The organism is Enterovirga sp. (assembly GCF_028290205.1).
In the GTDB taxonomy this organism is placed as follows: Bacteria; Pseudomonadota; Alphaproteobacteria; order Rhizobiales; family Beijerinckiaceae; genus Enterovirga.
This window is the reverse complement of the sequence record NZ_JAQGKF010000215.1, coordinates 1-24,849: the sequence shown is the minus strand read 5'-3', so window position 1 is coordinate 24,849 and position 24,849 is coordinate 1. Positions and strand designations below refer to the sequence as shown.

At 70.6% G+C, this 24,849-nt stretch carries 24 protein-coding genes; 15 read left to right on the top strand and 9 right to left on the bottom strand.

Annotated features, from left to right (window positions below):
• Positions 1–261: 261 nt before the first annotated feature.
• The 5 genes from JWR86_RS14995 to ligD all read right to left on the bottom strand — a co-directional run bounded on the left by JWR86_RS14995 (position 262) and on the right by ligD (position 8,009).
• On the bottom strand, positions 262–549 hold the full coding sequence (locus JWR86_RS14995; RefSeq protein WP_299567042.1) for a hypothetical protein: 288 nt from the start codon (positions 547–549) through the stop codon (positions 262–264).
• Positions 550–635: 86 nt separating this feature from the next.
• Entirely contained in the window at positions 636–2,672 is a 2,037-nt protein-coding gene (locus JWR86_RS14990; RefSeq protein ID WP_299567041.1) for a family 1 glycosylhydrolase, read from the bottom strand.
• 38 nt (positions 2,673–2,710) lie between these two features.
• On the bottom strand, positions 2,711–3,862 hold the full coding sequence (gene glf, locus JWR86_RS14985) for a UDP-galactopyranose mutase (RefSeq protein WP_299567040.1): 1,152 nt from the start codon (positions 3,860–3,862) through the stop codon (positions 2,711–2,713).
• A 4-nt stretch (positions 3,863–3,866) separates the two neighbouring features.
• On the bottom strand, positions 3,867–5,051 hold the full coding sequence (locus JWR86_RS14980) for a glycosyltransferase (RefSeq protein ID WP_299567039.1): 1,185 nt from the start codon (positions 5,049–5,051) through the stop codon (positions 3,867–3,869).
• A gap of 216 nt (positions 5,052–5,267) precedes the next feature.
• On the bottom strand, positions 5,268–8,009 hold the full coding sequence (ligD, locus tag JWR86_RS14975) for a DNA ligase D (protein ID WP_299567038.1): 2,742 nt from the start codon (positions 8,007–8,009) through the stop codon (positions 5,268–5,270).
• A gap of 67 nt (positions 8,010–8,076) precedes the next feature.
• On the opposite strand from ligD, the gene JWR86_RS14970 reads away from it, so the two are divergent.
• Both JWR86_RS14970 and JWR86_RS14965 read left to right on the top strand, forming a co-directional pair.
• Positions 8,077–9,435 (top strand): malonyl-CoA decarboxylase, encoded by a 1,359-nt coding sequence (locus JWR86_RS14970; RefSeq protein ID WP_299567037.1) that lies wholly within the window; start codon positions 8,077–8,079, stop codon positions 9,433–9,435.
• Positions 9,432–10,940: a malonyl-CoA synthase gene (locus JWR86_RS14965; protein WP_299567035.1), complete on the top strand. Its 1,509-nt coding sequence runs from the start codon at positions 9,432–9,434 to the stop codon at positions 10,938–10,940. The genes JWR86_RS14970 and JWR86_RS14965 overlap by 4 nt, the downstream gene beginning before the upstream one ends.
• A gap of 3 nt (positions 10,941–10,943) precedes the next feature.
• On the opposite strand, the gene JWR86_RS14960 is transcribed toward JWR86_RS14965, so the two are convergent.
• Complete coding sequence (locus JWR86_RS14960; RefSeq protein ID WP_299567033.1) at positions 10,944–11,261, bottom strand: hypothetical protein; 318 nt, start codon at positions 11,259–11,261, stop codon at positions 10,944–10,946.
• Between the two features lie 246 nt (positions 11,262–11,507).
• Here JWR86_RS14960 and JWR86_RS14955 point away from each other — a divergent pair, with 246 nt between their 5' ends.
• From JWR86_RS14955 to JWR86_RS14895, 13 genes are all read left to right on the top strand, one after another.
• On the top strand, positions 11,508–12,299 hold the full coding sequence (locus JWR86_RS14955; protein ID WP_299567031.1) for an ABC transporter ATP-binding protein: 792 nt from the start codon (positions 11,508–11,510) through the stop codon (positions 12,297–12,299).
• Positions 12,292–13,158, top strand: coding sequence for an ABC transporter permease (locus JWR86_RS14950; RefSeq protein ID WP_299567029.1), 867 nt, complete (start codon positions 12,292–12,294; stop codon positions 13,156–13,158). The genes JWR86_RS14955 and JWR86_RS14950 overlap by 8 nt, the downstream gene beginning before the upstream one ends.
• Positions 13,159–13,168: 10 nt before the next feature.
• Positions 13,169–14,005, top strand: coding sequence for a universal stress protein (locus tag JWR86_RS14945; protein WP_299567027.1), 837 nt, complete (start codon positions 13,169–13,171; stop codon positions 14,003–14,005).
• 106 nt (positions 14,006–14,111) lie between these two features.
• The gene (locus JWR86_RS14940; RefSeq protein ID WP_299567025.1) at positions 14,112–14,291 is read left to right on the top strand and encodes a hypothetical protein; all 180 of its coding nucleotides are present in this window, start codon (positions 14,112–14,114) and stop codon (positions 14,289–14,291) included.
• 9 nt (positions 14,292–14,300) lie between these two features.
• Positions 14,301–14,603, top strand: a complete 303-nt coding sequence (locus JWR86_RS14935; protein WP_299567044.1) for a YkgJ family cysteine cluster protein — start codon at positions 14,301–14,303, stop codon at positions 14,601–14,603.
• Between the two features lie 15 nt (positions 14,604–14,618).
• Positions 14,619–15,323 carry a lysophospholipid acyltransferase family protein gene (locus tag JWR86_RS14930; protein ID WP_299567023.1) on the top strand — a complete coding sequence of 235 codons (705 nt, stop codon included), beginning with the start codon at positions 14,619–14,621 and terminating at the stop codon, positions 15,321–15,323.
• Positions 15,324–15,398: 75 nt separating this feature from the next.
• Positions 15,399–16,751, top strand: coding sequence for a solute carrier family 23 protein (locus tag JWR86_RS14925; RefSeq protein ID WP_299567021.1), 1,353 nt, complete (start codon positions 15,399–15,401; stop codon positions 16,749–16,751).
• 113 nt (positions 16,752–16,864) lie between these two features.
• Positions 16,865–17,896: an N-acetyltransferase DgcN gene (gene dgcN, locus JWR86_RS14920; RefSeq protein ID WP_299567043.1), complete on the top strand. Its 1,032-nt coding sequence runs from the start codon at positions 16,865–16,867 to the stop codon at positions 17,894–17,896.
• Positions 17,897–17,900: 4 nt separating this feature from the next.
• Positions 17,901–19,367 carry an MDR family MFS transporter gene (locus JWR86_RS14915; protein ID WP_299567019.1) on the top strand — a complete coding sequence of 489 codons (1,467 nt, stop codon included), beginning with the start codon at positions 17,901–17,903 and terminating at the stop codon, positions 19,365–19,367.
• A 34-nt stretch (positions 19,368–19,401) separates the two neighbouring features.
• Positions 19,402–20,013, top strand: coding sequence for a GTP cyclohydrolase I FolE (gene folE / locus JWR86_RS14910; RefSeq protein WP_299567017.1), 612 nt, complete (start codon positions 19,402–19,404; stop codon positions 20,011–20,013).
• Positions 20,014–20,076: 63 nt separating this feature from the next.
• Positions 20,077–20,250, top strand: a complete 174-nt coding sequence (locus JWR86_RS14905) for a DUF1328 domain-containing protein (RefSeq protein WP_299567015.1) — start codon at positions 20,077–20,079, stop codon at positions 20,248–20,250.
• Positions 20,251–20,353: 103 nt separating this feature from the next.
• Entirely contained in the window at positions 20,354–20,641 is a 288-nt protein-coding gene (locus JWR86_RS14900) for a hypothetical protein (RefSeq protein WP_299567013.1), read from the top strand.
• Between the two features lie 66 nt (positions 20,642–20,707).
• Positions 20,708–22,858, top strand: a complete 2,151-nt coding sequence (locus tag JWR86_RS14895; RefSeq protein ID WP_299567011.1) for a molybdopterin oxidoreductase family protein — start codon at positions 20,708–20,710, stop codon at positions 22,856–22,858.
• A 6-nt stretch (positions 22,859–22,864) separates the two neighbouring features.
• Here JWR86_RS14895 and JWR86_RS14890 read toward each other — a convergent pair whose 3' ends face one another.
• The 3 genes from JWR86_RS14890 to JWR86_RS14880 form a co-directional block, all read right to left on the bottom strand.
• Positions 22,865–23,758, bottom strand: a complete 894-nt coding sequence (locus JWR86_RS14890; protein WP_299567009.1) for an alpha/beta hydrolase — start codon at positions 23,756–23,758, stop codon at positions 22,865–22,867.
• Positions 23,755–24,360: a phosphoribosylglycinamide formyltransferase gene (purN, locus tag JWR86_RS14885; protein WP_299567007.1), complete on the bottom strand. Its 606-nt coding sequence runs from the start codon at positions 24,358–24,360 to the stop codon at positions 23,755–23,757. Before purN ends, JWR86_RS14890 begins: the two co-directional genes overlap by 4 nt.
• Position 24,361: 1 nt before the next feature.
• Positions 24,362–24,849 (bottom strand): AIR synthase-related protein (locus tag JWR86_RS14880; RefSeq protein WP_299567004.1); only part of this gene is annotated, 488 nt, incomplete at its 5' end.

The following is a 24,849-nucleotide window of genomic DNA, read 5'->3' as shown; positions in this document are numbered from 1 at the left end:
GGCGCGGCGGGGACGGCCGGCGCCGCGGGAGCCGGAGCCTGAGGACGTGCCGGCGTCTGAGCCAGCGCGGGCACGCACCCGAGGGTGAGAAGGAGAAGGCCGAGGATGCCCCGTCTGGCCAGGGTCTGAAGGGCGGCACGCGCCATGCGGGAACCTGTCGCTGGTCCGGAAACGAATCGGGCGCCGCTGCCGGCGCCCGATATCAGACCAGTTCAGTGGCCGCGAAAAGCGGCACGTCTGCGGCGGAGGCCGGCTTTCGGCTCAGCGCGGCGCAGGCGCGGTGCCGGCAGCCCCCGTCGCAGGCGCTGCCGGCGCCGGATAAGCCGGATTGGCGGCCGGCGTGCCGGAGGTGGCCGAGGAGGACGCCCCCGGGCTGGTGGATTGCTGCGAGGACGATTGCTGCGGGCTCGTAGGCGAGGTGGCTCCGCTCCAGCCGAGCAGGCTCACCATGTAGACGCCAAGCAGAACCAGGCTGGCGATCAGAACATAGAGGACGGGGCGTCCCATTCCGCCCTGACGGGCTCTCTGGTCGGCGACGATCTTGGCCATGACGATGGCTCCAATGGGGTGGGGACGTGAGGGGGTCGCGGGGTGAACGCTGCCCTACGCGCGATGTTCCGGCCCGGCCCCTCGCGTCACTCCGCCGCCACGCCATAGGCGTGCGGCCGCTGCCGCCAGTCGAAGCGGCACTCGCCGAGGAATCGGTCGAGCGCGCTCGCGAGGGGCGGCATCAGGCGGCTCGGATCGTCGGTGCGGCGGCTCCCGGCGGCTCGCAGTCTGGCGGCTTTCGGCGCGCCGAGGCCCGTCCGCTCCCGCAGCATCTCCACCAGTTCGCTTTGCCGCAGGCGGCCATTGGCCAGGACATGCGGGCCGCGGCCTCCGTCGATCAGCAGGTCCAGCGCGACGTGGGCGAGATCCGGCAGGTAGGTCAGGGCGAGAAGCCTGCGCTCCCCTTGCGGACGCTCCCCTTGCGCCAGGGCGGCCAGGAGGTCGCCCAGCCCGGACGGTTCCCACGGCCCGAACACCTCTCCGGTCCGGATCTCGAGGAGGTTTGGACGGAGCGCCCGCATGCCATCTAAGGAACCGAGGCGGCTCGGGCCCGGGCCGGACAGGATCACGGCGGCGGGCAGCCCCTCGGCGGCCAGCGCTGCCACCGGCGGAGCCAGACGCGGCTCCGCGTCCGTCAGGTCGTTCCCGCTGGGCAGCACCATCGCGGCCCAGATGCCTTGCTGGCGCAGCCCGCGCGTCCCGTCCACCGTGTCCGTCACGGCAAGGCCCCGAACGGCCGCGATCCGCAGAAGGGCGCGACGTGTCGGGCCGTGCCCGCCGCAGACCAGAAGGGTGCGGGGCCGCCCGCCGGGGCCGCCCGGCGGATCGGTGTCCAGCGGCACGGCGGGATCGTAGCCGCGCTCGGCGCGGCGCCACCAGCCCGGCACGTCCAGCACGGGGTGCTCGAACCGCCCCGCGGCGGCGAGATCTCGGACGGCGGCGGCCAGCGCCGTGGGCCTCGGCGTGGGCCCGCGGATATCGAAAGCTCCGGGCTCGTAGATCCCGACCTGCCGGGTGAGCAGCGAGTTCCAATCGACCGTCCCGAACAGGGACCAGGGGGTCAGCGCGCGGAGATCTGCCCCTTCACGTCGGACCTCCTCCGCCTGCCGGTGGCTGTCGGCCAGCCAGCGAAGTTGCTCGTCGCGCGTGCAACCGTGATGGACCTCGGTGACCGCCATCGGGGCGCGGTAGCGGTCCCAGGTTTCCCGCAGCCGGGCTGCGAAGCCGAGCGCGCCGGCCAGCCCCGGCACCCGGACGGCTTCCACATCGGCATAGGCCTGGACGGCGTTGCCGCCGGCGAAATGGGCCGGGTAGCGCTCGGTGCGCTCGTCCAGAAAGCGGTCGCTGGTCAGGTAGTGGTTGATGCCCAGGATGGCCGGCCTCGCCTCCCCGTCGGCGAGTTCGTCGAGCGCGGCGGCCGGAACGCCGGCCTGTTCCAGCCCGCCTCGCCAGGGATGTTCCCGGTCGACACGGCCGCACAGGAGATCGAAGGTCAGCCAGCGGCGGCTGTTGTCGTGCTCGGCCTGATAGGCGAGGGCCGGCGTGGAGAAGACCCGCCCGAGATCCTCCGTCTGGACGAGTTGGGCATCGGGAACGATCCGGCGGATGGCCCGCATTGCCAGCAGCGTCGCCCGGCACTGAATGACCAGCGCCCGGAGGCAGTCCTGTTCGCTGCGCCGATGCGGATACCAGTGGCCGTAGAGGCAACTGAACCGCGCCGTGGTGAGCGGCTCATTGACCGGCGTCCAGCGGGTGATCCAGGGGTATTGGCGCGCCACGCATTCGGCGTATCGGGCGAGGTGGACCGGAAAGTCGGGGTCGAGCAGGTTCGTGTGGCGCGGCCCGGAGCCGTGATGGACCAGCCCGGCGATGGGGGCGATGCCGAGCTCGCGCATGCGCCGGAGGCGGCCATCGTGCCAGGCGAAGTCGCAGCGGTCCGGCCTCTCGGGCGCCACCGTCTCCCACACGATCGGGTAGCGGAGGGTGCGGATTCCGAGTGCTGCAACCAGGTCGAGATCGCCGGGCCGCTCCCGGTGCCCGGTCTCGACAAGCTGGTCGCGAAAGCGGTCCCCGATCCGCACCACGGTGCATTCCAGTCCGCCCCAGATCTCGAGAGGCCGCAAAGCCGTTCCCGTGTTGGACGGCCGGGGGGCGGACCCGCTCACGGTGGCGCGGCCGCCGCTCCGTGCGGCGGCAGAGGGCCGGCCTCCCGACTGGTCGGCAGCGTCTCCGTGATCCGGCGGAAGGTCGCCAAGGCCTGCCCGACCACCTGGTCCATGTTGTAGTAGCGGTAGGTGGCGAGGCGGCCGACGAACCACACATTCGGAGTCGCGAGCGCCAGGCGCTCGTAACGCTTGAACAGAAGCTGGTTCTCGGGCCGCGGGACGGGATAGTAGGGGTCGCCCTCGTCGGTCGGGTATTCGTAGGTGATGCTGGTCTTGGGGTGGGTCTGGCCTGTCAGGTGCTTGTATTCCGTGACCCGGGTGTACTCCTCCGTTTGGGGATAGTTCACGACCCCGACGGGCTGGTGCCACGCCGTATCCAGCGTCTCGTGCTGGAAGCGCAGGGAGCGATAGGGCAGGCGGCCGAAGCGGTGCCCGAAGAATTCGTCGATCGGTCCCGTATAGATGGTGCGCCGATGCGGGACCGAGCGGCGGATCTCCTCATAATCGACGCCGAGCCGGATCTCGATGCGCGGGTTGGCCAGCATCTTCTCGAACATGCGCGTGTAGCCGTCGCGCGGCATGAACTGGAACGCGTCGGTGAAGTAGCGGTCGTCACGGTCCGTCCGGGTCGGCACGCGGGACGTGACGGAGCGGTCGAGCTCCGAGGGGTCCATTCCCCATTGCTTGCGGGTGTAGAAGCGGAAGAACTTCTCGTACAGTTCGCGCCCGACCTTGGACACGACCACGTCTTCCGAGGTGCGGATCTCGTCCACCGGCTCCGCCCGCTCCGCAAACCAGGCTTCCAGCCCGGCGGAGTCGAGATCCAGGCCGTACAGGCCGTTCACCGTGTCGAGGTTGATCGGGATCGGCAGCCGCCGCCCGTCCACCTCTGCCAGCACCCGGTGCTCGTAGGGCCGCCATTCCGTGAAGCGCGAGAGGTAGTCGAAGACGGCCTGGGAGTTGGTGTGGAAGATGTGCGGCCCATAGCGGTGGACGAGGATGCCGGCGGCGTCGCAATGGTCATAGGCGTTGCCGCCGATATGCGGCCGTCGGTCGACCACCAGCACGCGGTCGCCCCGCATCGTGGCGAGCCTTTCCGCCAGCACGCTTCCGGCGAAGCCCGCTCCGACGATCAGCCAGTCGTACATGGTCTCAGGCCGAGAGCGCGCGGCCGACGGAGCCGGCCGCCTGGAGCGGCCGCGCCGCCCGGACCTCGTCGAGGCTGCGCTGGACCACCTCCCAGGTGCTGTCCCAGGAGCCGTTCGCGAGATGCAGGTCCACCGCTGCGAGCCACGGTTCGCGCGGGCGCGCCATGGCCGCGGCCGCCATGGCCACCAGCTCGTCCGGAGTGTCGGCGATCGCGACCAGGCCCTCGTCGCCGTAGGGCCGGACCACATCCTTGATGCGGGTCGAGACGACCGGCACGCCGGCCGCCAGGTATTCGGGCGTCTTGGTCGGGCTGATGAACCGCGTTGATTCGTTCAGCGCGAAGGGCATGATGCCGACGTCCCAGCTCGCGAGGTAAGCCGGCAACTCCGCATAGGAGCGCGCACCGATCCAGTGGATGTTGGCGGCCTGCGGCAGGGTGGCGGGGTCGATCTTCGCCACCGGGCCCAGCATCACGAGGTTCCAGTCCGGCCGGCGGGCCGCGACCTCACGGACGAGATCGAGGTCCATGCGCTCGTCGATCACGCCGAAGAAGCCGAGGCGGGGCCGGCCGATATGCGCCTGGTCGGCCAGGCCGTCGCCATGCCGCAGCCGGGCGGCGGCGAAATGGTGCGCGTCGATGCTGGACGGGAGCGCCGTGACGCGGGGATGGCGGTCGCGTTTCGCCTCCCAGAGGCTGTAGCCGCCGGTGAAGACGAGGTCGGCCCGGCGAAACAGCGCGTCCTCGCAGTCCAGCAGGCGCGGCGAGGCGCCCCGGAAGGCCGAGAGCTCGTCCATGTTGTCATAGACGACCACGTCGGCGGTGACGTGGGCGGAGAATTCCATCGCGAGGGGCGTGTAGTACCAGAGCACGGCCGGCCCGGCCTTTTCAGCCGCCAGGAAGCGGTCCAGCAGGCGGCGCTGCGCCGCGGTCTCATCCTCCGGGCGGATGCCCCAGGGCAGCACGGGCAGCAGGATCCGAATGCCGCCCGGCCGCTCCGACACGTCGAGATGGGGCTCGACGCCGTCTGCGTAGATCGGCTCTTCCATGATGGCCACGTCGTGGCGCCGCGCGGCTCGCACCAGCAGGTGCTGCGGGCGCTGCCACACGAAGTCCCAGCGCAGATGCGAGAAGCACAGAAGGAGCGGCCGCTCGGCCGTGCCCGCCCGGCGCGTGAGGAGCTGTTCCACGACGCCGTCGGCTGGTGTTCCGACCCGACGGACCGTCAGGCTCGCATGTTGTGATGGCTGAAGCATGTGGCCTGGTTCCCCACCGGCCGGAGAGGCCGCCCGGCCGCGGGTGAGGCCCGAAACCGGTTCGCCTCGGCAAGACAGCCTTGCGCCGGCCGAGCCCCAACTCGACCGTGCGTGGCCGGTTCCTGAACCGGCCGACAATGCTGCCACGGGTCATTTATGGGACGCAGAGTTGCGCCGCCGTCCGGGCGCGGGGCGGGGGAGGCTCTGCTTCACCTCTGGAAGCGCTCCCCAAGGGTCGGCCCGGAGGGCACGCAACCGCGCGGAGAGGTTCGCGACCGTGAAACCGTTCGGCTTCAGGGATGGCGACACCTCCTCCCAGCCGACCGGCACCGAGACGGGCGCCCCCGGCCGGGCGCGGGTGGAATAGGCCGCGATCGCCGTCGCGCCCCGGCCGTTGCGCAGGTAATCGACATAGATGAGGCCGCGCCGGGCGCTCTTGGTCGCTTTGGCGATGAAGCGGTTGGGGCTGTCGCCCGCCATGCTGTCGGCGAGAGCCTTGGCGTAGGCCTTGACCTCGGGCCAGCTGTCTCGCCCGGACAGCGGGAACAGCACGTGCAGGCCCTTGCCGCCGGTGGTCTTGCAGAAGCTCTCGAGACCCGCCGCTGCGAGCCGCTCGCGAATTTCCTGCGCCGCCGTGACCACGTCGGCGAAGGCGACGCCCTCGCCGGGATCGAGGTCGATGGTGACGCGGTCCGGGCGGTCCACATCGGCGATGCCGGCCCCCCAGGGATGGATTTCCAGCACGCCCGCCTGAACCAGCGCCACCATGCCCTGGATGTCGCGGACGTAGAGCACCTCTTCCTCGCCGCCCTCGTCCCGCACGGTTTCGCGCAAGATGTGGTCGCTCAGCCCTGCCCAGGAATGCTTCTGGAAAAAGCAGCCGCTCTCGGCCCCGCCGGGGCAGCGCACCAGTGACAGCGGCCGGTTCGCCACATGCGGCAGCACCCAGTCGGCGATCTCCTCGTAGAACTCGGCGAGCCCCTGTTTGGTGAGGCCGACATCCGGCCACAGCACACGGTCGGGATGGGTGAGGGGCACGCCGGCGACCTCGCCGGCGCCGTGCCGGGGTTTGCGGATTGCGGCCGGCGCGGACGCCGTCGGAGTCGCCGGCTCTCCGGCTGGGCGCTCGCGCACGATCTCCGTCGCGGCCTTGTCCTCGCGCAAGCCCTTGTAGGCCGCGTGGCGCAGGCGGTCGTCGGCGGTCCAGCCCCGGAACTCGATCTCGGCCACGAGCTGCGGCTCGGCCCAGACCACGCCGCGGCGCTCGTCCGCGGTCGGCTTCGCGGCCAGGGCAGGGGGGCCGGGCGCCTTCAGGGGCTGCAGCTTGCGCCACAGGTCGCGGGCCACCGCGGCCGTGTAGCCGGTGCCCGAGCGCCCGGCGAGCCGCCAGGTGCCGCTGTCGCGGTAGCCGAGAACGAGCGAGCCGACCGCCCGCGGCGTCGCGCTCGAGGGCACATGGCCCAGGATGGCGAATTCCTGGCGCTCGGTGCACTTGATCTTGACCCAGTCCTCGCCGCGGCCCGACCGGTAGGGCCGGTCCCGGCGCTTCGAGATGACGCCTTCCAGGCCGAGCCGGCAGGCGCTCCGGACCATGGCGTCCCCGTCGGCCTCGATATGCTCGCCCAGGCGCAGAAAGCCGGTGCCCCCGGCGGGCACCAGGCCAGAGAGGCGCGCCTTGCGGTCCTCCAGCGGCAGCTCGCGCAGGTCGGAGCCGTCGAGATAGAGGAGATCGAACCCGTACAGCACGGCAGCGGTGGCGATTCCGCCGTGCTCGTCGGAGAGCGCGTTCTGCAGCGCGGAGAAGCTGCCCACCCCGTTCTCGTCCGCGATCACGGCCTCGCCGTCCAGGATCGCGGTCTCGACCGGCAGCTTCGCGACCGCCGCGGCGATGGACGGAAAGCGCGCCGTCCAGTCATGGCCGCGCCGGGTGGCGAGCTTCACACCGCGCGGCGTCTTGAAGGCGAGGAGCCGGTAGCCATCCCACTTGATCTCGTGGATCCAGCCGGCGCCCTTCGGCACGTCCTGAACTAGGGTCGCGAGGCACGGCTCGATGCTCTCCGGCATGGCCGCCTTGCGGCCTCCCTCCGCCAGGGCCGCGACATCGGGCGTCGGCCGGCCGTTCGGGTCCGGGGCGTCCGGCTCTCCGGTTGTCTCGGCCACCTTGGCGCGGCTCCGGCGCGGTTTCGCCGGCGAGGCGGCCTTTGCGGCCCCGGCCTTGCGGGCCCGCTTCGGGGCGGGCGCGGTCGAGGGCTCGGCTGCGGGCTCGGCGGCCGTGGCCTTCGGCTGGACCAAGCCGGACTGGGAATCCCAGACGGCGCTGCCCTGATCGGCCGCGATGGTGTCGAGGTCGCGGCCGCTCACCACGGAGAGCGGCATCTCCTTCAGGATGTCGGGCTGGTCGGGGGTCCTGGCCGCCTCGTCGTCCGACTTGATCAGGAGCCAGGCCTCCTGCTTCTCGTTCGGCCGCTGCCGCATGCGGACAAGGTGCCAGGCGCCGCCCAGCTTCTCGCCCTCCAGGCGGAAATTGAGGTGCCCCTTGCGGTAGCCGCGATGCGGGTCCTCCTCCGGCACCCAGCGGCCCCGGTCCCAGAGCAGCACCGTGCCGCCGCCATACTGGCCCTTCGGGATGGTGCCCTCGAAGCTGTTGTATTCGACCGGGTGGTCCTCGACATGGACCGCGAGGCGCTTCTCGCCCGGCACCAGGCTCGGGCCCTTGGCGACGGCCCAGCTCTTCATGACGCCGTCGAGTTCGAGGCGAAGATCGTAGTGGAGCCGGCTCGCCGCGTGCTTCTGCACGACGAAGGCGGACGATCCCGCTGCGGCCTCTCCGCCCTCCGGCTCGGGCGTCGCCTTGAAGTCGCGTTTCGCGCGATATGCCGCGAGCTTGGCCATTGCGAGAGGCGAACGCCGCTCCCCCGGAGCTGTTCCCCGGCTCGCGCGCACGCGCTAGTCTGCCGCCATGGCGACGTCCTTCCTGAACGATCTCATGCAGACGCTGGGCGACCGGGGCCGGTCGTTGATGGGGCGCTCGCGCGACCTCGCCCGGTCCGGCGACCTGCCGGAACTCGGCGAGGCCCTGCTGTCGCGCCGCGGCGAGGCCTCGGGCGTGGCGCTGGCCCGCACCCTGCTGGACAGCTATGCGGGCGCGCCGCTTGCCGCCCGGCTCGGCTTTCTGACGGCCCTCGCCGACCGGTTCGGGCCGGACCGGGACCTCGTGGACAAGGCCGTTGCGGAGTACCGCCGCGATCCGAGCGGCCGCGCCGTCTCCGCCTTGCAGGAGGCGGCGGAGCCGCGCCGGCAGGAACTCATCCGCCGGCTGAACCTCGCCCCGGGCGGAACCGCAGCGCTTGTCCGCATGCGGGCCGAGCTGCTGTCGCATCTCGGCTCGCGGCCGGACCTCGTGGAGGTGGACCGTGACTTCGTCCACCTGTTCTCGTCCTGGTTCAACCGCGGCTTCCTGGTGCTCCGGCCGATCGACTGGACCACGCCGGCCAACATTCTGGAAAAGATCATCCGCTACGAGGCGGTGCACGCCATCGAGAGCTGGGACGATCTGCGCTCGCGTCTGCAGCCAGCGGACCGCCGCTGCTACGCGTTCTTCCACCCCCAGCTCGTCGACGAGCCGCTGATCTTCGTCGAGGTGGCGCTGACCTCCGGCATGTCTGGGGCGATCGCGACGTTGCTTGATCCGACCCGGCGGCCGATCGCCGCCCGCGACGCCACCACGGCGATCTTCTACTCAATCTCCAACACGCAGGGCGGGCTGGCCGGCGTCTCCTTCGGCCATTTCCTGATCAAGCAAGTGGCGGACGAACTCCGCCGCGAGCTGCCGAACCTGCGCACCTTCGCGACCCTGTCACCCGTGCCGGGCTTCGCGGCCTGGCTCGCCGGCGAGCTGGCGCTGCCGCATTCCCGCTTCTTCAACGACGAGGCGCGAGCCACCCTGCAGGGGCTCGATCAGGCGGGCTGGCACATTGATCCGGCGCGCCGTGAAACGCTGCGCCGCGCCATCCTGCCCGTCGCCGCCACTTATTTTCTGAAGGCCAAGACGCCGACGGGGCGCCCGCTCGACCCGGTGGCCCGGTTCCATCTCGGCAACGGCGCCCGGCTCGAGGCGCTGAACGTCCTCGGTGACGTCTCCGCCAAGGGGATGCGCCAATCGCATGGCCTCATGGTGAATTACTGCTACGACCTCGACGAGATCGAGCGTAATCACGAGAGCTATGCGGAGAAAGGCGAGGTGGTCGCCTCGTCCGCGATCCGGCGTCTCATTCGCGCCGACATCGCACCGCCGCCCGAACTCGTGAGTGCATCGTGAACGCCAACCTCTTTCAGCATCTGTCGGACGCCATCGCGGACACATCCAAGACCGCCATCGAGACGAGCGACGGCCAGGTCGTCACCTACGACGATCTGATCCTGGGCGCCGGCCGCTACGCCAACGCGCTGATGGCCCGCGGCGTGGGACCGGGCGACCGCGTCGCCGTGCAGGTCGAGAAGTCGGTGCCGGCGCTGCTGCTCTATCTTGCCTGCCTGCGGGCCGGCGCCGTGTTCCTGCCGCTCAACACCGCCTACACCACCGCGGAGGTCGCCTACTTCCTGGGTGACGCCGAGCCGGCGCTCCTGGTCTGCGATCCGGCGCGGCGGGACCCGCTGGCCGAGGTCGCCGCCCAGGCCGCGGTCGAAACGCTCGACGCGGGCGGGGAAGGGTCGCTGTCGGCCCTGGCTCGGGAGCAGTCGCACGCCTTCCCGACCGCCGTGGTGGGCGAGGACGATCTCGCCGCCATTCTCTACACCTCCGGCACGACGGGGCGGTCCAAGGGGGCCATGCTGACCCACGGCAACCTCGTCTCGAACGCGCTCGCGCTGATCGACACGTGGCGTTTCACGGCCGACGACGTCCTGCTGCACGCCCTGCCGATCTACCACACGCACGGGTTGTTCGTGGCCTCGAACGTGACGTTCCTGGCCGATGCCTCCATGCTGTTCTGCCCGAAATTCAACGTCGACGAGATCATGCGGCTGCTGCCGCGGGCCACGGCGCTGATGGGCGTGCCGACCTTCTACACACGCCTGCTCAAGCATCCCGGCCTGTCCCGTGAGGCGACGGCGCATATGCGGGTCTTCATCTCCGGTTCGGCGCCGCTTCTTGCCGAGACGCATCGGGAATGGGAGGCCAAGACCGGCCACGCCATTCTCGAGCGCTACGGCATGACCGAGACCGGCATGAACACGTCGAACCCCTATGAGGGCGACCGCGTGGCCGGAACGGTGGGCCTGCCGCTGCCCGACGTCGAAATCCGCGTCACCGACCCGGAGAGCGGGGTCGAGATCGCGACGGGCGAGGTCGGCATGATCGAGGTGCGCGGGCCCAACGTGTTCAAGGGGTATTGGCGCATGCCGGAGAAGACCGCGGCCGAGATCCGGCCGGACGGGTTCTTCATCACCGGCGATCTCGGCAAGGTCGACGAGCGCGGCTATGTGCACATCGTGGGCCGCGGCAAGGACCTGATCATCACGGGCGGCTTCAACGTCTACCCGAAGGAGGTCGAGACCGAGATCGACCTGCTGCCCGGCGTGGTCGAGAGCGCCGTGGTCGGCGTGCCCCATCCCGATCTCGGTGAGGGCGTCACGGCTGTCGTGGTGTCGGAAGCGGGCGCGACCCTCGACGAGGCGGGCGTGATCGCCGCGCTCGAGCCGAAGCTCGCCCGCTTCAAGCTGCCGAAGCGCGTGCTCTTCCTCGACGACCTGCCCCGCAACACCATGGGCAAGGTGCAGAAGAAGGTTCTGCGCGAGGAGAATGCCGGGCTGTACTCGGCCTGAGCCTCACCCGGCCAGCGGCGGCAATTCGTCGAAGCTCGGCCGGGACAGCCGCCACGGGCGCTCGGTCGAGAGCGCCGACACCTCGGACGGCCGCAGCTTGCGGGTCGAGCCGTCCAGGGTGATCTCGGCGATGTTCAGGAAGCCGAAAACCTGGAGCCGCGAGGCCAGCGACTTCGTCTCGCGGTCGTCGGCCGCCACCACCAGGGCACCGCTCGTATAGACCGTGTCGAGCAGGCCGCGCTGATCGCGCCCGTCACGCGGGGCTGCCCGCGGCCCCGGAAAGCGGATCACGTTGCTGGACACGGCGGCACTCGAACGCATGACGCAACTCACTCTCGACTCAGATGCCGTGATTTTCGACCAATTCACTTAATCGGGGGCTAACCACGCAAACGCGGCTGCCGCCCCGTGAAGGGTGCGGCCGCCCTTTCGTCCGCGGCCAAGCTCGGGCACCATGCGCCGCCCGCGACGAGACGGGACGGGAGGCATGATGGTGAGCGTGGACCGGCCGGGCCTTGGGGCACCTGGCGGCCGATCGCGGCCCTATCGCGATCGAGACCTGGAGTCGTGACGGCCCTGCTCGAGGTCGACGGCGTCACCCTGACCTACAAGACGCCGCAGACGCTGGTGACGGCGACCCGCCGGGTCAGCTTCCAGGTCGGCACCAGCGATCGCTACGTCCTGCTCGGGCCGTCGGGTTGCGGAAAGTCGACCCTGCTGAAGGCGGTGGGCGGCTTCATGGCCCCGGTCGAGGGGGAGATCCGGATCAAGGGACGGCGGGTCACGGGCCCGGGCCCCGACCGGATGATGGTGTTCCAGGAATTCGACCAGCTCCTGCCCTGGAAAACCGTGTTCGAGAACGTGGTCTTCCCGCTCCGTGTCGCGCGCGGCCTCTCGCGCGCCGAGGCGGCCGAGAAGGCGCGCGACTACATCGACAAGGTCCACCTGACGCGGGCCATCGACAGCTACCCGCACACCCTGTCGGGGGGCATGAAGCAGCGCGTCGCCATTGCCCGTGGCATGGCCATGGAGCCCGACATCCTGCTGATGGACGAGCCCTTCGCGGCGCTGGATGCGCTGACGCGCCGGCGCATGCAGGACGAATTGCTGCAGCTCTGGGACGACACCCGGTTCACCGTGCTGTTCGTCACCCATTCCATCGCCGAGGCGATCCGCATCGGCAGCCGCATTCTCCTCCTCTCGCCCCATCCCGGGCAGGTGAAGGCCGAGATCGAAGAGGTCGAGAGCGTCCGGCAGAGCGAAGGCGGCGCGGCTCGCCTGGAGCGGCGCATCCACGACCTCCTGTTTTCCGAGGAGATGGCCGAGGCCGATCCGGACAAGGCCGCAGCCCATGGGTGAGCCCCGCATCATCGTGCACGACGCGGCCACCCTGGCGGCGGTGGGCCGCGAAGGCGCGGTGGAGCGCGTGCTGCCGCTGCATGAGCGCCTCTGGGCGAGCGCCGCCCTGCGCAAGGCCGTGCTCCTCCTCGCCCTCGGGCTGATCTGGGAGATCTATGCCCGCCAGCTCGACAACCCGCTTCTGTTCCCGACCCTGTCCGAGACCCTGAGCGCCATGGTCGAGCGCACGCGGGACGGGACCCTGCCGCTGCGGGCCTGGACGTCCTTGCGGGTGCTGTTCACGGGATACGGCATCGGCATCGCGCTCGCGGCGATCCTGACCGTGCTGGCCATCTCGACCCGGCTCGGGACGGATCTGCTCGAGACGCTGACGGCCATGTTCAACCCGCTGCCGGCCATCGCGCTCCTGCCCTTGGCCCTGATCTGGTTCGGGCTCGGCTCGGGCAGCGTCGTCTTCGTGCTGATCCATTCGGTGCTCTGGGCGGTCGCCCTCAACACCCATTCGGGCTTTCTCGGCGTGTCGCAGACGCTCCGCATGGTGGGCCGCAATTACGGGCTGCGAGGGCTGCCCTATGTGCTTCGCATCCTGGTCCCGGCGGCGTTCCCGTCTATCCTGACCGGGCTCAAGATCGGCTGGGCCTTCGCCTGGCGCACCCTGATCGCGGCCGAGCTCGTCTTCGGCGTCTCGTCGGGGCAGGGCGGGCTCGGCTGGTTCATCTTCGAGAACCGCAACGTGCTGGACATTCCGGCCGTGTTCGCGGGTCTCTTGACGGTGATCGTGATCGGGCTTGTCGTCGAGAACCTGGTCTTCCGCGTCATTGAGCGCCGCACGGTGCGGCGTTGGGGCGTCCACTCCTAAGGAGGCCGACATGCTGAACCTTCTCGTTCCGACCGAACCTCACGAGGTGATGCCCTCCGTGCTGGAAACCGCGCTCATGATTCAGCGCCGTTTCGACAGCTACATGGAGAGCTTCGCCCTGCGGCCGGCGGTGCCCGATTACGTTCCGATCGACATGGTGAGCGGCCTGGCCTGGCAGGTCGACGAGCGCGCCGACGAGGAGGCGCGGCGCGAATCGCACGCCATCTTCACCCGCTTCGTGGAGGCGCACGGGCTCACGCCGACGGCGCCCGGCACAGTCGGCTCGGGCTATGGCTGGCACCCGAAGGCGCCGGCCGGAGACGCCTTCCTGGCGAGCCACGGGCGGCTCTTCGACCTGATCGTCCTCGGCCGGCCAATCTCCGGCAAGGCGGTTCCGTCCATGGCGACGCTGGAGGCGGTCCTGTTCGAATCGGGCCGGCCGCTCCTGATCGCCCCGCCGGAGCCGCCGCAGCGGCTCGGCGACACGGTTGTGATCGCCTGGAACGGCTCGACCGAGACCGCCCGCACGGTCGCCTTCGCGGGCCCGTTCCTGCGCGGCGCCAAACGGATCATCGTGCTGTCCGTCGAGGGCTGGTCGGTGCCGGGGCCCAGCGCCGAGCAACTGGCGCTGTCGTTGCGCCGCAACGACATCGCCGCGGAGGCGGTCCACGCCAAGCTCGGCAAGCGCTCAAACGGCGAGGCGATCCTGGCTGAAACACGGGCGCTCGGCGGCGACCTCCTCGTGAAGGGGGCCTACACCCAGAGCCGGCTTCGGCAGATGATCTTCGGCGGCGCCACCGCTCACGTTCTGGCCGCCGCCACGATGCCTGTCCTGATGGCGAACTGAGCTCCTCTCGACCGCGGCGCGGAAAAACGGCATCGCAGCCTGCGACAGGGACGCGCCTTGGCACGCCATCCCGGCTATGGTCCGCCTCTTCGAGGAGGATGTGTTGATGGCGGAGACGACAAACCAGTTCACGAAAAAACCGCGCCAGGTCGCCCCCAAGGGCAAGCGCGTGACGATCTCCGCGGAGGCGAGGGCTGCGTATGAGGAGCAGATGCGGGCTCGTGACGAGCGCGAGCGGACCTATACGCGGCACCTTCCGGGGCCGGACAACAAACCAAACCGCTGAGCGGGCCCGATCGTGAACCCCTGCCAGGAATGCGGCGCCTGCTGCTCGACCTCCGCAGCCTGGCCGCGCTTCTCGACCGAGAGCGATGACGAACTCGATCTGATTCCCCCGGGGTTGGTCTCCGACGACCTGAGCGGAATGCGCTGCGACGGCGACCGATGCGCGGCCCTGATCGGGACCGTTGGGAAGAGGACCGCCTGCTCCATCTACGGCTTACGGCCGGATGTCTGCCGCATCTGCGTTCCGGGGGACGAGGCCTGTTCGGTGGCCCGCAATCACCACCGCCTGCCGCCTCTCGCGGACCGGATCTGAACAAGGAATCGACGTTTGCAACTGATCCGCTCCAAACTCTTTGACGCCTATCTCGTCGTCTGGACGGCGCTGTTCGCACCCGCCATGCTCGTACTGTGGCTGGCCAGGAAGCCGGGCCGGCCGATGCGCTGGGCCACGCGGGTGTGGTCGCGCGGCATCCTCCTCGGCCTGCAGCACATCGTCGGGCTGCGCTATGTCGAGCGCGGCCGGGAGCTGCGTCCGGACAAGCCCTGCCTCATCGTCGCGAACCACCAGTCGGAATGGGAGACCATCGCCTTTCTGGTGCTCGTGCCCAACGTCGCCATCGTGGCCAAGCAGGAGCTGCTGGCGGTGCCGATTGTCGGCTGGTTCCTGCGGCACTCGCCCATGATCCTGATCGACCGGGAGCGCGGCAGCAACGCCATCCGGGTCATGCTCGAGGAGAGCCGGGCGGCGCTGGCCGCGGGGCGGTCGGTGCTGATCTTCCCCGAAGGGGAGCGGCGCGGCACCGACGTCGCCGTGGAGTTCAAGCGCGGCATCGAGATCCTCTATTCGAAGCTCGACGCGCCCGTGCTGCCGGTGGCCGTCAATTCGGGCCATTTCTGGGGCGCCGGCCTGCCCTACAAGCGAGCCGGCACCATCACGGTCGCCTATCTCGATCCGATCCCGCCCGGGCTTCCGTCCCGGGATTTTGCGCGCCGCGCCGAAGGCCAGTTGCAGGCGGCGCTGGCCTCGGCCTGAGCCCTGTCGCCTTCTCGCCCGCAGGTCGCTATCGAACCTGCCGGAACGTGCGGAATGCCAGAGGAGCGGGCGCGAATGCGAGGTCTGGAACCCGGGATCGTGCCGCGCTGGACCCTCGTCACGAGGCCCGGCCCGGTCATGCCGGACGAGCGGCTTCCGCTCGGGCAGACGCTGGTGCTCGGGCTGCAGCACGTGGTCGCGATGTTTGGCGCCACCGCGCTCGCGCCCATCCTGATGGGGTTCGACCCGAACCTCGCGATCTTCTTCTCGGGCATCGCCACGCTGCTGTTCTTCGTGGTGGTGGGCGGGCGGCTGCCGAGCTATCTCGGCTCCTCCTTCGCCTTCATCGCGGTGGTGATCGCGGCCACCGGCTATGCCGGAACCGGACCCAACCCGAATCTCGGCGTGGCCCTCGGCGGCATCATCGCGGCCGGCGCGCTGTACACCGCGATCGGCATCGTGGTCGCCATCTCCGGTTCGGGCTGGATCGAACGGCTGATGCCCCCGGTCGTGACCGGCACCATCGTGGCCGCGATCGGGCTGAACCTCGCGCCCATCGCCGTGAAGGGCATCTCGGGCTCGAGCCTCGACACCTGGATCGGCCTTCTGACCGTGGCGTCGGTCTGCGCGGTGGCGGTCTATGCGCCCGGCCGGTGGCGGCGCCTGCCCATTCTGCTCGGCGGCGCGGCCGGGTACCTCGCCTACCTGCTGGTCGCGAACGGCTTCGGCCTCGCGAAGCCGATCGACTTTTCCGGGGTTGCGGCCGCGGCCTGGTTCGGGCTGCCGCGCTTCCAGGCGCCGGTCTTCGAGCCCTCGGCCATGTGGCTCATCGCGCCGGTCGCCGTGGTGCTGGTGGCCGAGAACCTCGGCCACGTGAAAGCGATCGGGGCCATGACGGGCCGCAACTACGATCCCTATCTCGGCCGGGCCTTCATCGGCGACGGCCTCGCCACCATGCTGTCCGGCGCGGGCGGCGGCACCGGCGTCACGACCTATGCCGAAAACATGGGCGTGATGGCGGTGACCCGGATCTATTCGACGCTGCTCTTCGTCGCGGCCGGCGTGATCGCCATCCTGTTCGGGCTGTCGCCGAAATTCGGCGCCCTGATCCTGACCATCCCGGGGCCGGTGATCGGCGGGCTCTCCATCGTGGTGTTCGGGCTGATCACGGCGGCGGCGGGCCGCATCTGGGTGGAGGGCCGGGTCGACTTCTCCCGGGCCCGCAACCTCCTCACGGCCGGCATCGCCGTGGTGCTCGGGGCGGGCGACCTCACGCTCCGGCTGGGCGGGTTTTCGCTCGGCGGCATCGGCACCGCCACCTTCGGGGCGATCCTGATCTACCATCTTCTGCGCGACGACAGTGCCGGCGAGGTGCCGGCGGCGGACGGTCCGGCCGGCCCGGAGACCCGGGCCGCCGAGCCCAGCTAGGCCCGACAGTCGGGAACGGACCGTGCACGGCGCCGAGGGGCAGCCCTGCGCACAACCGGGTGCCGCGGGCCCACAACCCGCGTAGGATGAGGCCTCTTCTCCGGGCCGTCCCCATGCAGATCAATCCGCCCTACCTGATGTTCCTCGGCGACGTGCCGGACGCGCTCGCGGCCAAGACCGCCGCCGGCATCGTCGATTGGCGCCGCGACTGGTGCCTCGGCCAGCTTCGGTTGCCGGGCTGCCAGGCCGATCTCGGCATCCCGGACCTGACCGTCGCGGAGGCGGCGGCCAAGGGCTGCCGAACCATGATCGTGGGCATCGTCAATGCGGGCGGCCTGCTGAACGAGAGCTGGATCGCCACCATCACGGCCGCGCTCGAGGCCGGCATGGACGTCGCGAGCGGTCTGCACATCCGCCTCGGCGCCGACGAGCGCATCAAGCACGCGGCCTTCGCCAACGGCCGCCAGCTCTTCGACGTGCGGGTCACCGACCAGCGCTTCGACACCGGCAAGGGCACCAAGCGGCCCGGCCTCCGGCTGCTGACGGTCGGGACCGATTGTTCCGTCGGCAAGAAATACACCGCCCTGGCACTGGAGCGGACCATGCGGGAGCGCGGGCTGGATGCCGATTTCCGCGCGACTGGGCAGACGGGCGTCTTCATCTCCGGCCGCGGCGTCGCGATTGATGCGGTGGTGGCCGATTTCATTTCCGGGGCCGTGGAGTGGATCGCGCCCGCGGCCGCGCCGGACCATTGGGACATCGTGGAAGGGCAGGGGTCGCTGTTCCACCCCTCCTTCGCGGGCGTCACGCTCGGCCTGTTGCACGGGGCCCAGCCCGACGCCTTCGTGGTGTGCCATGAGCCGACCCGCCGCGCGATGCGGGGGGTCGCCCATCCGCTGCCGTCGATCGGCGAGGTGATCGACCTCACGGTGCGATGCGGCCGGCTCACCAACCCGGCCATCCGGCCCGTCGGCATCGCGGTCAACACCCAGCAGCTCGCGGAGGCGGACGCGCAGGCCTATCTGGCCGAGGCGGCGGCCGAACATGGCCTGCCGGCGACCGATCCGATCCGGTTCGGCGTGGCCGGCATCGTGGACCGCATGGAAGCCGAGTTCCCGCGCGCCACCGGCGAGCGGGCGGCCTGACCGCATGGATGCCGAGACACCCGCGGAGCTCAGGCGTCCCGACCTCAGCCAAGCCGACATCCGGTCCATTTTCTATGGCCTGATGCTGGCGATGTTCCTGTCGGCGCTGGAGGCCACCATCGTGGCGACGGCGCTGCCGACGATCGGGCGCGAGCTCGGCGATGCCGAGCACCTGCCCTGGGTCGTGACCGCCTATCTCCTGGCCGCCACCGCCGTGACGCCGCTCTACGGCAAGTTTGCTGACATGCACGGCCGGCGGGTTACGCTGTTGAGCGCCATCGCGATCTTCATCCTGGGCTCGATCGGCTGTGCGCTGGCGCCGTCTCTGCCGCTCCTGGCCGCGGCCAGGGCCGTCCAGGGTCTCGGCGGCGGCGGCCTGATCGCAATCGCTCAGACCATCATCGGCGACCTGGTGACCCCGCGCGAGCGCGGGCGCTACCAGGGCTATTTAGGCACCGTGTTCGCCTCGGCCAGCGTGCTCGGCCCGGTTCTCGGCGGCTTCCTGTCCGAGAGCTTCCACTGGACCTGGATCTTCTGGCTCAACCTGCCGCTCGGCCTGTTGACCTTCCTGCTCGTCAACAACCGGCTGAAGCTGCTTCCCCGGCACGACCGCCGCCATCGGCTGGACATTCTCGGGGCCGGCCTGATGATCGGCGCGACCTCGACCTTGATGCTGGCCCTGAGCTGGGGCGGCATCGCCTATGGCTGGGCCTCCGCGCCGGTGCTCGGGCTGTTCGCGGCGTCGGCCCTGCTGTGGCTCGGCTTCGGGTTCCGACTCGGGACGGCGCGCGAGCCGCTGATTCCGGTCGCCGTGCTGGCCGACCGCGTGGTGGCGCTCGGCACCGCGGCCGGCGCGCTGACCATGGGCACCTATGTCGGGCTCACGGTGCTGGTGCCGCTGTTCTTCGAGGGCGCGCTCGGGCTCTCCGCCCGGGAATCGGGGCTCGCGCTGATCCCGATGATGGTCGGGGTGCCGCTCGGCGCCACTCTGTCCGGGCGGCTCATGGCCTCAGTGGTGCATTACAAGCGCGTGCCGCTGGCCGGCTGCACGGTGGCCATCCTGGCCATCTCCGGGCTCGCCTACCTGGCCGGGCGGGGCCCGCTCTGGAGCGTCGAGATCCTGCTCGGCATCGCGGCGTTCGGGCTCGGCACCATCTTCCCCGTGACCACGGTCGCGGTGCAGAACGCGGTCGCGCCGCAGCATCTCGGCACGGCGACGGCCAGCATGAACTTCCTCCGGCAGCTCTCGGCCGCCGTCGTGGTGGCGATCTTCGGTGCCGTCGCGTTCGGTGGCATGGCGGTCGACCTGCATGGGGCGGCGGCGCCCCGGCAGATCAGCGCGGACTCGTTCCGGATGGTCCTGGCCATCGCGGCCACCGCCTTCGCGGCGGCCCTGGCGGCGCTCGCCCTGATGGAGGAGCGCCCCTTCCGCGACCGGCCGGGTCTGGCCCCCAAGCGCCCCCTCGACTAGTTCCCCGCACAGGTGACACAGCAGGACCGATTGGATGCGCCCGAAGACAGACGTGCTGGCCACGGCGGAGGCCGCCGCAGGCCGCCCCAGCCGGGCCGAAGCCGAGGAGGCCGTCCGCACCCTGATCCGCTGGGCCGGTGACGACCCGGGCCGCGAGGGGCTGCAGGAAACGCCGGCTCGCGTGGCGCGCGCCTATGAGGAGTGGTTCTCCGGCTATGGCTCGGACCCGACCTCGGTGCTGCGCCGGACCTTCGCCGAGGTCGGCGGCTACGACGAGATCGTGGTTCTCAAGGCGATCCCGTTTTCCTCGCATTGCGAGCACCACATGGCGCCCATCGTCGGGCAGGTGCATGTCGGATACCTGCCGCGCCGGCGGGTGGTCGGCATTTCCAAACTGGCCCGGCTGGTGGAGGCTTTTGCCCGCCGGCTTCAGGTGCAGGAACGGCTCACCGCCGAGATCGCCGACACCCTGCAGGAGGTTCTGCAGCCGCGGGGCGTCGCCGTGATGGTGGAGGCCACGCATGCCTGCATGACCACGCGCGGTGTCGATGCCCGCGAGGCCGTGATGATCACCAGCCGGATGCTGGGCGCCTTCCGGGACAATCCGGCCACCCGCCGGGAGTTCTTCGCCGCGATCGGGAAATAGCGCCGCACGGAACGGCCGTGCCGCGACGCAGTTGATGCGGGCATTTCGCAGCGGGGATGTCAGATGCTGAAATGGGCCGTCATCTTCTTCGTGGTCTCGCTGATCGCGGGCGCCCTCGGCTTCACCGGGATTGCCGCCGGCGCGGGGCGGATCGCCCGCATCCTGTTCGGTCTGTTCCTCGCCCTGGCCGTGATCGTGGTCATCATCGCCATTGCGATCGGGCAGGCGGTGTTCTGACCCGCTTCCCGCAACCATGCGGCAGGATTGTCACGGCAGAGCGGGCGGAAATGCCTATAATGCCGTGACGTCCGGGGTCGCCCCGAACACGAGATCCTTCGCCATGAGACGCACCGCCTGGCTCGCCGCCCTGACCCTCGGCCTCCTCGCCGGTTCGGGTGCCAAGGCCGACGGCTTCCCGCCCTTCTTCGGCTATTCCGGCTATTTCGGCGCGCCCACAACCTATTACACGCGCCATCCGGACGTGCAGCAGGCGACCCGGATGGTCGACGGCTACCAGGGCTTCGGTGTGACCACCTACACGACCGGCGGGCCCTTCTGGGGCTACAAGAGCCACCGTCGCATCCTGCGGGAGCGGCGCGTGCGCGAGACCGTGCGGGTCAAGGGCTGACCCCGCCCTTTCGGGGCCGGGCGTGAGGGCTTAAGAGGTCCTGTCGGTTTCCCGTCGAGGACGGCCATGAATCTCGCGCCTCGGATCGAGCGCCGATCCTCCACCTGCCCGCATGACTGCCCGTCCTGCTGCGGGCTCGACATCGAGGTTGTGGACGGCCGCAGCATCGGCCGCGTGCGGGGCGCCGAGCGGCACAGCTACACCGCCGGGGTGATCTGCGCCAAGGTCGCGCGCTACGCCGAACGCATCCACCACCCGGATCGCCTCACCCACCCGCTCGTCCGGACGGGACCGAAGGGGTCGCGCCAGTTCCGCCGCATCTCGTGGGACGAGGCGCTGGACCGCACGGCCGAGAGGTTCCTCGAGGCCGAGCGGCAGCACGGCCCGGAGGCCGTGTGGCCCTATTACTACGCCGGCACCATGGGCCATGTGATGCGCGATGGCATCAACCGGCTGCGGCACGTGAAGCGCTATTCGGGCCAGTTCTCGACCATCTGCACCACCCCGGCCTGGACCGGGTTCATCGCCGGCACGGGCCGCCTCGCCGGCGCCGATCCGCGCGAGATGGGCAAGAGCGACTGCGTGGTGATCTGGGGCACGAACCCCGTCCACACCCAGGTCAACGTGATGACCCACGCGCTCCGGGCCCGCAAAGAGCGCGGCGCCCGCATCGTGGTGGTCGACGTCTACGACAACCCGACCATGAAACAGGCCGATCTGGCCCTGCTGGTGCGGCCCGGCACGGACGGGGCGCTGGCCTGCGCGACCATGCACGTGCTGTTTCGCGAGGGGCTCGCCGACCGGGACTACCTGGAGCGGTACACGGATTGCCCGGCCGATCTCGAGCGGCACCTCGCGAGCCGCACGCCGGAATGGGCGTCGGCCATCACCGGCGTGCCGGCCGCCGAGATCGAGAGCTTCGCCCGGCTCGTCGGCACGCGGCCGCGCAGCTTCTTTCGGCTCGGCTACGGCTTTTCGCGAAGCCGCAACGGGGCCGTCAACATGCATGCCGCCCTGTGCATCCCGGCGGTCACGGGCGCCTGGCGGCACGAAGGCGGCGGCGCCTTCCACTCAAATTCCGGCATCTTCGGGCTGCGCAAGGGCCTGGTGGAGGGCCTGGAGGCGGAGGACAGCTCCGTGCGCAAGCTGCAGCAGACGGAGATCGGCCGCGTGCTGACCGGCGATCCGGACAGCCTCTGCCACGGCCCGCCGGTGACCGCGCTCCTGGTGCAGAACACCAATCCGGTCTCCATCGCGCCCGAGCAGGAGCTGGTGAAGCGCGGGTTCGCCCGCGAGGACCTGTTCACCTGCGTGCATGAGCAGTTCATGACCGAGACGGCCGCCATGGCCGACATCGTGCTGCCGGCCACGATGTTCATGGAGCATGACGACCTCTACACGGGCGGGGGCCACCAGCACATTTCCTGGGGGCCGAAGCTCGTCGACCCGCCGGGCGAGTGCCGGTCGAACCACGACGTGATCTGCAGCCTGGCGGCCCGGCTCGGCGCCGAGCATCGCGGCTTCCGCATGACGCCCCGCGAACTGGTGGACCAGATGCTGCGCGCCTCGCGGCGGGGCAGCCTCGCCGAGCTCGAGAACGAGACCTGGCAGGACGTGCAGCCGCCCTTCGAGCGGGCGCATTACCTGGACGGGTTCGGCCACCCCGACCGCCGCTTCCACTTCCGGGTCGACTGGCAGCATGTGCCGAATGCCAATATCGGCCCCGTCGGGCCCTGGCAGGACCTTCCGGACCTGCCGGACCATTGGGCCGCCACGGAGGAGGCGACGCCGGAGCACCCGTTCCGGCTCGCCACCAGCCCGGCCCGCTCGTTTCTCAACAGCTCCTTCAACGAGACGGCGGGATCGCTCGAGCGCGAGCGCCGGCCGGAGGTGCTGGTTCACCCGGCCGATGCGGCGCCGCTCGGCATCGAGGGCGGCGACTGGGTGCGGCTGCACAACCACCGCGGCGCTGTGCTGTTGCGGGCGCGGCTGTTCGAGGGGGTTCGACGCGGCGTTCTGATCGCCGAATCGATCTGGCCCAACGCCGCCTATCCGGACGGGCGCGGCATCAACACGCTCACCGGCGCCGACCAGGTCGCCCCGTTCGGGGGGGCCGCCTTCCACGACAACCGGGTCGCGCTCGCCCGGATCGAGCCGCCGGCCGGCTATGCCGAGCCCGACCTCGCCGGCCGCATGCGGGTGCTGCAGCCGGCCTGAGGGCGCTCAGGCTGTGCGGAGGAAACCGTCCAGCGCGGACAGCACGGCCTTGGGCGCTTCTTCGGCCAGGTAGTGCCCGGACGGCACCGGCCCGCCCGTCACCTCGGCCGCCACATAGCCGCGCCAGATCGCGAGCGCGTCGTACCAGGTGCCGATCTTGCCGCCCTGGCCCCACAGCACCAGCGTCGGGCATTGCACCTTGCGGCCGTCGCGCCGGCTCTCCCGGTCGTGGTCGAGGTCGATGGTCGCGGCGGCCCGGTAATCCTCGCACATGCCCCGGGTGGTGGCCGGGTCGCGCGCAAAGGTGAGGTAGTCGGCCAGCGCCTCGGGATCGAAGAAGCCGGGCGGCTTCGGCTCGCGGGAGGTGTGCGCGTGCCACCACAGCTCCGGTGCGGCCGAGATCAGGTTTTCCGGAAAGGGGTGCGGCTGGGCGAACCAGAACCAGTGGTAATAGCCGAGCCCGAACCGCATGTCGGCGCGCTCGAAATGCTCGAGCGTCGGCACGATGTCGAGCACGGCGAGCCGCTCTACCCGCTCCGGATGGTCGAGGGCGAGGCGGTGGGCGACGCGGGCGCCCCGGTCGTGGCTGACCACCTGGAAGCGCTCGTGGCCGAGGGCCGTCATCAGCTCGGCGAGGTCGCGCGCCATCTCCCGCTTGGCATAGGGCCCGTGGTCGGGCGTCGCTTCCGGTTTGAAGGAGCCGCCATAGCCGCGCAGATCCGGGCAGATGCAGGTGAAGCGCCGGGCCAGATCCGGGGCGGTCTTGTGCCACATCGCATGGGTCTGCGGGTTGCCGTGCAGCAGCAGCAGCGGCGGGCCCGAGCCACCGATGCGCAGGCGCAGCGCGCCGTCCCGCACCGGCACATTGCGAAGCGCGAACCCGTCGAAGAAGCCGGTCATGACGCGGGCTCCGCGCCCGGCAGGGTCCGGGCCAGGTCGGCCAGAGCGGCCGGAAACAGGCGGTGCTCTTCGGCCAGCACCCGCCGGCCAAGCGTCTCGGGCGTGTCGCCGGGCAGGACCGGCACGGCGGCCTGGGCGATGATCGGCCCGGAATCGAGTTCGGCCACGACGTGGTGCACGGTGCAGCCGTGCTGCGTCGCGCCGTCCGCCAGGGCCCGCTCATGCGTGTGCAGCCCCTTGTAGGCCGGCAGCAGGGACGGGTGGATGTTGATCATCCGGCCCTCCCAGGCCCGCACGAACCCGTCCGTGAGGATGCGGAGAAAGCCCGCCAGCACCACGATCTCCGCCCCGTGGGCGCGCAGCAGCCGGTCGAGCTCGGCGTCGAAGGACGGGCGATCGGGAAAGGCCCGGTGGTCCAGCGCGGCGGTGGCGATGCCGGCCGCGGCCGCGCGGGAGAGCCCCGCGGCATCGGCGCGGTTCGAGATCACCGCCACGATCTCGGCCGGGTAGTCGGGCGCCTCTGCGGCCTCGATCAGGGACAGCATGTTGGAGCCGCGTCCCGAGATCAGGACGGCGGCCCGGCGCTTCCGGAGGCCGCTCACGTCAGAGCCGGAGGGCGCCGGAATAGCCGACCCTGCTGCCGCTCCCGGCGGCGATCACGCGACCGACCACAACCGGGGCTTCGCCAGCGGCCGCGAGCCGGCCGAGCACATCCGCGACATCGGCCTGGGCCACGGCCGCCACCATGCCGATGCCGCAGTTGAAGGTGCGCAGCATCTCGTGTTCGGCGACCCCGCCCGCCTGGGCCAGCCAGCCGAAGACCGGCGGCACCGGGATCGCGGCGAGGTCGAGTTCGACGCCGACGCCGTCCGGCAGGACGCGGGGAATGTTGTCCGGAAAGCCCCCGCCCGTGATGTGGGCCAGGGCCTTGATCCGGGCGCCCGCCCGCAGTGCCGCCAGCAGCGGCTTCACATAGATCCGGGTCGGTTCGAGCAGCGCCTCGCCGAGCTCGCGGGCGGGCTCAAAGGGCGCCGGCTCGGTCCAGCCGAGCCCGGCCCGCTCCACGATGCGGCGAACCAGCGAGAAGCCGT